This window comes from Herminiimonas sp., assembly GCF_030645555.1.
Lineage (GTDB): Bacteria > Pseudomonadota > Gammaproteobacteria > Burkholderiales > Burkholderiaceae_D > Oxalicibacterium.
In genome coordinates this window covers 1-8138 of record NZ_JAUSME010000160.1, presented here as the reverse complement: position 1 = coordinate 8138, position 8138 = coordinate 1, and the positions used below count along the sequence as shown (strand labels likewise).

The window sequence follows — 8138 nt, the reverse complement described above, 5'->3', positions numbered from 1 at the left end:
ATAGTGACGAAATCATCGCAATGCGTATGCACGGCTTGCCGCAACTCGCCGGCCCAAGCCAGCACCTGGTTATCCTCGATCTGGATTTCAGCCGCGAATGCCTGCGCCAGGTCGAACAGGTTTTCCGCATGTTCCGCCAGTTTTTTCCAGGCGCCATAATTTGATAGCTCGCTGCCCAGCGTCAGCAGCAGGCCGTTGAATTGTTCGGCACTCTTGCGCAGTTCCTTGATGCTGACGGTTTGCGTGCGCAACTCGCGGCCTACGCCTTCTATCGCCAGGCGCAACAGCAAAACGGTATCGCCTATGCCGAGGCAGACATTGCCGCGCAATACATTCTGTTCGCGGGCATCCTTGCAAGCCTGCGCCAGCACAAACAGGTGACCGGCAAGATTGCCGCTGTCGACGGTGGAAATGTAACGCGGCTGCAGCACTTCCAGCCTCTCGGTTTCATACCAGTTGTAAAAATGGCCGTGATAGCGCGGCAGGGTTTGCAGCGTGCCCATCGTCGCTTCCAGCCGGTGCATCATTTCAGCCAAGCCTATCCAGCCAAAATCGCGCGCAGTGGCAACCGAGAGCAGGTACAGGCCGAAATTGGTCGGTGAAGTGCGATGCGCAATGACAGGATGCGGATCTTCCTGAAAATTATCCGGCGGTAAATGATTGTCTTCCGCCACCACAAAGGTGGTGAAGAACCGCCAGGTGCGGCGTGCAGTCAGGCGCAAGTCCGTTTCTTCATCGGCGTCCAGTTCCTCGACATCCTTGTCGACTGGCGGCAGGCTGATGGCGCGTGCCAGCACAGGACTGGAGAGCCACAATAAACAGAAAGGCAATACCAGCCACCAGCGCTCCGGATTGGCCAGATACACGAGCCCCGCTATCGCCAGCGCAAGCACTATGCCGACACGCCCGCGCCAGATGAAGCTGAGCAGCGAATACTGCTTGTACTTTCTGACCTGTGCCGAAGTCACCCATTGCAGCAATTTCCTGCGTGTGAATACCAGCCGCAACAGCGTGCGCAATATCGCATCGAGCATCAGCCAGGCATGCTGCGCCAGTATCACCAGCGAAATGAATACCACGGCTATTGTGTCCGGCAATACTGCCAGGCCGCGCCGCCAGTGCGCCTTGAACGACAGATCGTCGCGGTGCGGCAGCAGGTCGGAAATGAACTGGAATACGGAAGCAGAAGCCAGCCCCACTATGCCCAGCATCAGCCACGGCCAGATCGGCGAAGACGCCAGGCAGAAAGCCGTCACCAGCAGCACCAGTATGGCTGGCGCCACCAGGGAACGGCGCAGGTTATCGGCGATTTTCAGGCGATCGATCACCGACATCGAGACCCGCCCCACGCTCAGCAACCATGGCAATAACTGCCAGTCGCCGCGCGTCCAGCGATGCTGGCGGGCGGCGGCTTCTTCGACATGGGAAGGAAAATCCTCGAACAGTTCGACATCATTGATCAACGCGCAGCGCGCCAATGCGCCTTCAAACAAGTCATGGCTGAGCATCGTGTTTTCCGGCACCTTGCCGGCAAGCGCCAGCTCAAAGGCGTCAACATCGTACAAGCCCTTGCCGGAATAACTGCCCCAGCCGAACACATCCTGATAGATATCGGACACCGCACCGCCGTAAGGATCGATGCCGCCGCGCGGCGAGAAGAAGCGCCGGTACAGCGTGCGTTCCTGCTGCATCGGCAGCGTGGGTGTAATGCGTGGCTGCAGGATGCCGTAGCCTTCTATGACCTGTTTGGTCTCGGGATCATGGCGCGGCTGATTCAGCGGATGCGCGGCCACGCCGACCAATGCACGCAAGGCGCCGATAGGCAGGCGGGTGTCGGCATCCAGCGTGATCACATAGCGCACATTCTGCGGCACCGGATGATCGTCCGGCAGGAACGAAGTGTCGTGCGCATTGCGCAGCAGGCGATTGAATTCATGCAGCTTGCCGCGCTTGCGTTCCCATCCCATCCACTTGTTTTCGGCTGGATTCCACAAACGGCGCCGGTGCAGGATATAGAAGCGGGTCTGGCCGCTGACGCTGGGCCCGTAACGCTCATTCAACTCTGCAATGTCGTGGCGGGCTTTTTCCAGCAAGGGAAAATCTTGCGGCATGTGCTCCTGCCGCGAATCTGCCCAGTCCGACAATAGCGTGAAATACACTTCGCCATCCGGATTGGCAAGGTAATGCGCTTCCAGTCGCTGCACTTCTTCTTCCACGCCATCCAGACTGGTCAGCATGACGGGGACCGCGACAAAGGTGCGCACGCTCTCGGAGATGTCGGCCAGTTCCAGGCGCGGCAAATGACGCGGCCAGAACAGGCGCTTCAATATCTTGTTGACGATAGTGACGGCGATATCGGAGGCGGGGAAAAATCCGGCAACGATCAGCAAGCTCAGCAGGATGGCTGGAACTTCATTGCCGCGCGTGCTCAGCAGGGGAATCGCCAGCAGGGTAAACGTGCAGAATAAAATCGTCAGCGGATAATACAGGCTGACATGGGCGACATAATGTCGTCTCAGCTTTTGCGAAATATCCGGCTGATAACCGAGCTCGGCTTCCAGATCGATGCGGCCTTTGCCCAGCAGATAATAGCCGGGGTCGAGCGCGCGTTCATCCGCCACGATGTCATCGTGCTGCATCTGGCTGCGGTGATATTCTATTTTCCGTACCAGCGCATCGGCAATCTGCCATTCTGAATAACTGGCATTCAAGGCGATCTGCTGGATGATTTTGCGATAGCGATCACGCGTCAGAAAATCCAGTGCAGCGTAATTCGGCAGGGTTTGCAGTTTTTCTTCGACCAGGCTGACTGATTCAAAAAACACTCGCCAGTCGAAAGCCGCAATGCCGCGCATGCTGGTGATGATGTTGCGTATGGCCTGGTTGGCAGCGACTTGCGTGGTGTGCTCACGCAGCACAATATCGTCTATCGTCAAGCCCTGCTCGGCCAGGCGCGTGCCGAGCGCGTCCAGGAATATCGTGAACCCCGGTTGCTGATACCGCAGGCGCTGCACCGTTTGCACCACGAATGGCTGGCGCAGACATCCGGGTGGCAAGACTATCGCCGGCTGCTCGCTCTCCGGCGTATTTTGTGCGAGCACGATCAAATCGTTGGCAAAATCATCGGCCGCCTGGCGCGCAGCCTGCGCCTTGACCACACGAGTTGCCACCAGGCGCAGATGCGCCAGCAAGACAGCGCGCATGACCACCGGCAAAGCCCACAACTCGGCCATCGTCAACGCCTGCACGCGCTGATACGCACGTACAAAGCGCAGGAACAGATCCATGTCGAAATGATTGTCGGTATGTGCAGCAAACGCCCAGCACAAATCGTAAATCCTCGGTGCGCCGGCATATTCGCCGCTAGCCAGTTTCGGCAACGCCTTGTACAGGCGGCGCGACATGCCCTCGACTACGCCGGCAACATTTTCTTCCACGACATGCAGATTATCGAGCAGCCATTCAGCGGCAGAAGTAATCGCGCGGCGCTCGGCAGCGGCAAGCTCGATCGCGGCGTGGGCCGCAATCAGTATGCGGCCATCTTCTCGCGCTGCGGTAGAGATCGACGTGCGACGCGGAGCCGGGCCTATCTTATGTATCGATGCAAGGTGTGCGGCGTGCGCTTCCAGCCTTTCGGCGCTGAATATCTCCACCCGCACCGGCTCTTCATAAAGATTGCCCTCATCCTTCGATGATGAAAAAAACGGGATATGGCGGAGAATTTTTTTAAACAAGAGTAGCCTCGTTATGCGCACATGGAAAACTTGCCGGGATGGCAGATGGATACGCGCGGCGATGGTATGCCCTGCTTTGAGAAAACTGATCTTTCCCGATAAGGAAAGACTGCGTCGCACACGCCAAGTCCGCATGCAGCAAGATAGTACTGACCATATTTTTCCTCCCGCTTATGCGGTTTTTAGATTGACATGGTGGTCTGTATTTTTCTCTGTTGGAAAGACGAAATGGGCAAGAGTTCCCGAGTTTTTGATTTACAGCAAGATTGAAGGGAAAACTGAAGCCGTATTAAAGCTATATTAAGCTGATGATGCCAAGCTGGATGGCGCAGCGGGCATATGTTTAGTCAGGCATAACCACGAAGAGGTTACCATGCGTACCAAGCTCATCAACGATGCATCTGAAAAAACCTATGCATTGATCATGGAAGCAGGCGAAGAAGTCGTCAGCCAGATGCAGCGTTTTGCCAAGGAAAACGATCTGGCCGCCAGCCGCTTCACTGCCATCGGCGCCTTCAGCAGCGCGACCCTGGGTTATTTCAACTGGGATCAAAAGCACTATGAAAAAATTCCCGTCAACGAACAGGTAGAGGTACTGTCGCTGACCGGCGACATTGTCATGCAAGAAGGAGAGCCGAGAATCCATATGCATGTGGTCGTCGGCAAACGCGACGGGACTGCACATGGCGGTCACCTTTTGCAGGCATATGTACGCCCCACACTGGAAATCATCCTGACCGAAGCGCCGGACTATCTGCAGCGCTCGACCGATCCTGCCAGCGGCCTGGCCTTGATTAATCTGAGTGGATGAGTCAGCCTGCCTTGCACCATCGTGCAAGCTTGTAAAAAATACCGGCATCTTTTACAAGTGCCGTGCGTGTGCGCATGCGCCCTGAAATGGATTTTTCAGATCTATTCATTCCGCCCGCCCGCCAGTGTTGCCGACATCATTGCTAATGAAGAAGTAACGCCATCCGATTCACTGCTACCATGTTTGCATGACTGAGAAAGCTTCGATAACAGATACGCTTGGGCAAATGGGTCGCGCCATGCTGCACTGGCTCATCGGCGGCTGGAGAATTATCCTCTTCGGCATGTTGCTGCTATCGCTCGCTTTCTCACCCGCCACTTACGGGCGCGACTATCGCCGCGCCATTGCCTATCAAATTGTGCTCGGCACCGCCGCCAACCTGCTGTGGTTTTCCGTCTTATCGGCATTGGCCAGCCTGATCCTGATCCGCATCGTCGTTGTCACGGCGGTGAGTTACGGCCTCTCGAAATATGCGCTGGAAATGGTCGTGCGGGTACTGGTGCTGGAACTCATACCCCTTACTGCCGCGCTGTTCGTGGCCTTGCGGCGCACCTTGCCGGATGGCGTGGAACTGGCCGAGATGCGCACACGTGGTGATCTGGCAGCATTGCAAAGCCAGGGCATAGATCCGGTCCGCCGCGAATTTTTCCCGCGCGCAGTAGCCGGCATGTTTTCCGTCCTGATGCTGGCCGCTGTCAGCTGCGTCATGTCGCTGGTGCTGGCATACCTGTCCATCTACGGCTTCACGCACTGGGCGCTGGCTGGATATACGCGCGTGGTGGGTCAGGTGTTCAATCCTGCTGTTACGATGATATTCATGCTCAAGACCCTGTTCTTCAGCCTGGCCGTGTCGATGATACCGATGGCGTCCTCGCTTTACGATACGCGCAGCACACCGCTGCACAGCCGCTCGAAAGCGGCGAATGAACTGGCGGCGATGGTGCGACTGTTTTTCGTCATCCTGCTGATAGAGATTGCTTCGCTGCTGGGCAATTATTACTAATTTGTACCATCCAATAGCGCTACCTGACATGCTTGCAAGATAGACCAGACATCCTTTCCAGCCCTCCGCCTCCGCCGCCGACGCCTCTGCAAGCGGCGCCGGCAACATCCGGCAATCTTGAATTCAAGGCGGCCATCCTGCTGCTGTTTCTGGTCGCGCTGATAGGCAGCTCGGCAGCCTATCTGATGTATGCACGCGGCGCTTTCGAGGCTACGCAGGAACTGGTATTGCTGGCTGACGATTCGGAAGGCGTGGTGGTCGGCATGGACCTGACATTTTCGGGCTTTCCGGTCGGGCGCGTCAGCAGCATAGAACTCAGCAAGGAAGGCAAGGCCCGCATGGTCGTCGACCTCGCGCAAAAAGATGCGCACTGGCTGCGCACATCCAGCGTCTTTACGATGGAGCGCGGCATCGTTGGCAGCACGCGCATCCGTGCCTACACCGGCATGCCGGCCGACCCGCCCTTGCCGGCTGGCGCAGAACGCACCTTGCTGGTCGGTGATGTGGCAGCAGAAATCCCGCTGCTGGTCGCTGCTGCCAAGCAATTGATAGAAAACCTGAATGGCTTGACCTCGGCCGAATCGGCGCTCAATGCCAGCCTCGCCAATCTGCAGGGCCTGACTGAAAAATTCAATGGCCCGCATGGGGCATTGGGCGGCTTGTTCGGCAATGAAAAAGATGCGCAAAAACTGCTCGCCACGCTGGACCGCGCCAACACCGTACTGGCGCGCGTCGATGGCTTGCTGGTCAAAACCGACACCCAGGTATTCGGCAAGGATGGCAACCAGCAGGCAACGATAGTGCAACTCAATGCAATGCTGGGCGAAGCCCGGGCCAGCCTGAAAAAAGTCGATGCCGTACTGGTCGATGCGCAAGCCATCAGCAGCAATGCGAAGATGGCCACCAGCGATCTGGATATCCTGCGCGCCGATGTAGACAGAAGCCTGCGCAAGGTCGAACAGCTGGTCAATGAAATCAATCGCAAATGGCCATTTGCGCGCAACACGGAGCTGAGCCTGCCATGAAATCGCCCTCCCCGATGCCACGCATCTTCCTGCTGGCCACACTTGCTGCACTGACTGCATTGCTCGGTGCGTGCGCCGGAAAAACTGTACCCGACTGGCAAACGAATGCCAAAAGCGCGCTCGAAAGCGCCACCACCGCCTATCTGCAAGGCAAGGAGCGGGTCGAAAAACAGGAGTTCAATCTGGCACGCAGCGAAATTGCCCGTACCGGCCGCGCCGACCTGATGGCGCTGGTGGCGCTGACGCGCTGCGCCAGCCGTGTCGCCAGCCTGGTGCTGGAAGAGTGTGCGGATTTTGAAAAGTTGCGGCAGGATGCGACAAGCACTGAACGCGCCTATGCCGATTTCCTGCAGGCGCAAATCCAGCCACAGGATGTTGCACTGCTGCCGCCGCAATATCGCGCAGTGGCTGGCGCCAGCTCGGACATGGCCGCCGCTGCTGCCCTGCAGGCGATAGAGGATCCGCTGTCCAGATTGGTGGCCGCAGGCGTCATCTTTCGTTCCAGCCGCGCCACGCCAGCTGTGTTGACGCTGGCAGTCGATACCGCTTCATCCCAGGGATGGCGCCGTCCTTTGCTGGCATGGCTGGGCGTGCAAGCGATGCGCGCGGAACAGGCTGGCGATGTGCTTGCGGCGCAAAGCTTGCGGCGGCGTATCGATCTGGTACAAGGTAGCGATACAGCGAAATAAAGTGCAGCCAGCTCTCTCTGGCGAGCGGCATTTTTCCAGCCGTGCACTGTTCAGTTCAGCTATCCTTGCGCCGCTTTTAAAATCCATCCGTAGCCAAATAAACCTTTTATACTGTACAGATATACAGTATATTGATGGAACGCCCAGACATGGCGTTTTGTCCCAGAACAGCATTTTGGAGGTTACATGGCCATACTCGCATCCGCTTTTTCCCGCCCTGCCCCATCCATACTGGCCTCGCTGCCGGACGCAATCTGGCACGATCAGGCTGGAGCATATCGCTCCAAACCGATGGGCTCCGGCTACCGTGCACTGGATCAGGAATTGCCGAATGGCGGCTGGCCAGCTTCCGTGATGATTGAATTACTGCTCGCCCATCCGGGTGCAGCTGAGTTGCGACTGCTGGCGCCTACGCTGGCACGCATCACGCAAGCCGGAAAAACCGTGGTGCTGCTGGCGCCCGCGCATATACCCTATGCTGCCACCCTGACTGAGTTGGGGATAGATATGGACAAGATCATCGTCATCGCAGCCGACAAACCGGCAGACCGGATCTGGGCAGTGGAACAGGCATTGCAGAGTGCCAGCTTTGGCGCATTGCTATGCTGGCTGCCGCAAGCACGCGCCGATCACATGCGGCGCCTGCAACTGGCCGCGGCAGCTGCACAAGGTTTGACCTTCGTGTTTCGTCCGCTGGATGCACAGGACCAGGCATCGCCAGCGCCATTGCGGATGATCTGCCAGCCCCTGGCTGGCGGACGCATGTCGGTAGATATCATCAAGCGCCGCGGGCCGGTGCATCGCGAGCCGATTGTTTTGCCACTCGCGCTTCCCGAAATGTCGCTCAAGCCGTTTGCGAGCCGTTCACTGGCCAGG

Annotated in this window: 5 protein-coding genes and 1 pseudogene; 5 read left to right on the top strand and 1 reads right to left on the bottom strand. The window is 57.7% G+C overall.

All coding sequences use genetic code 11. The features are described 5' to 3' along the window. Positions 1-3734, bottom strand: a pseudogene (locus tag Q7T06_RS06485) (phosphorylase); the annotation flags it as partial. A gap of 373 nt (positions 3735-4107) precedes the next feature. On the opposite strand from Q7T06_RS06485, the gene Q7T06_RS06480 reads away from it, so the two are divergent. From Q7T06_RS06480 to imuA, 5 genes are all read left to right on the top strand, one after another. Then, positions 4108-4545, top strand: a complete 438-nt coding sequence (locus Q7T06_RS06480) for a PPC domain-containing DNA-binding protein (RefSeq protein ID WP_304782159.1) — start codon at positions 4108-4110, stop codon at positions 4543-4545. A gap of 187 nt (positions 4546-4732) precedes the next feature. Beyond that, positions 4733-5548, top strand: a complete 816-nt coding sequence (locus tag Q7T06_RS06475; protein ID WP_304782156.1) for an ABC transporter permease — start codon at positions 4733-4735, stop codon at positions 5546-5548. 32 nt (positions 5549-5580) lie between these two features. Continuing rightward, positions 5581-6573: an MlaD family protein gene (locus Q7T06_RS06470; RefSeq protein ID WP_370652346.1), complete on the top strand. Its 993-nt coding sequence runs from the start codon at positions 5581-5583 to the stop codon at positions 6571-6573. Further along, positions 6570-7262 carry a hypothetical protein gene (locus Q7T06_RS06465; RefSeq protein ID WP_304782152.1) on the top strand — a complete coding sequence of 231 codons (693 nt, stop codon included), beginning with the start codon at positions 6570-6572 and terminating at the stop codon, positions 7260-7262. Before Q7T06_RS06470 ends, Q7T06_RS06465 begins: the two co-directional genes overlap by 4 nt. Before the next feature lie 186 nt (positions 7263-7448). Then, on the top strand, positions 7449-8138 hold a 690-nt coding region (gene imuA, locus Q7T06_RS06460; RefSeq protein ID WP_304782149.1), incomplete at its 3' end, for a translesion DNA synthesis-associated protein ImuA.

What these genes read in the sequence shown, in the direction of transcription:
- Q7T06_RS06480 (WP_304782159.1), top strand. Translation starts at nt 4,108, where the DNA reads ATGCGTACCAAGCTCATCAACGATGCATCTGAAAAAACCTATGCATTG.
- Q7T06_RS06475 (WP_304782156.1), top strand. Translation starts at nt 4,733, where the DNA reads ATGACTGAGAAAGCTTCGATAACAGATACGCTTGGGCAAATGGGTCGC.
- Q7T06_RS06465 (WP_304782152.1), top strand. Translation starts at nt 6,570, where the DNA reads ATGAAATCGCCCTCCCCGATGCCACGCATCTTCCTGCTGGCCACACTT.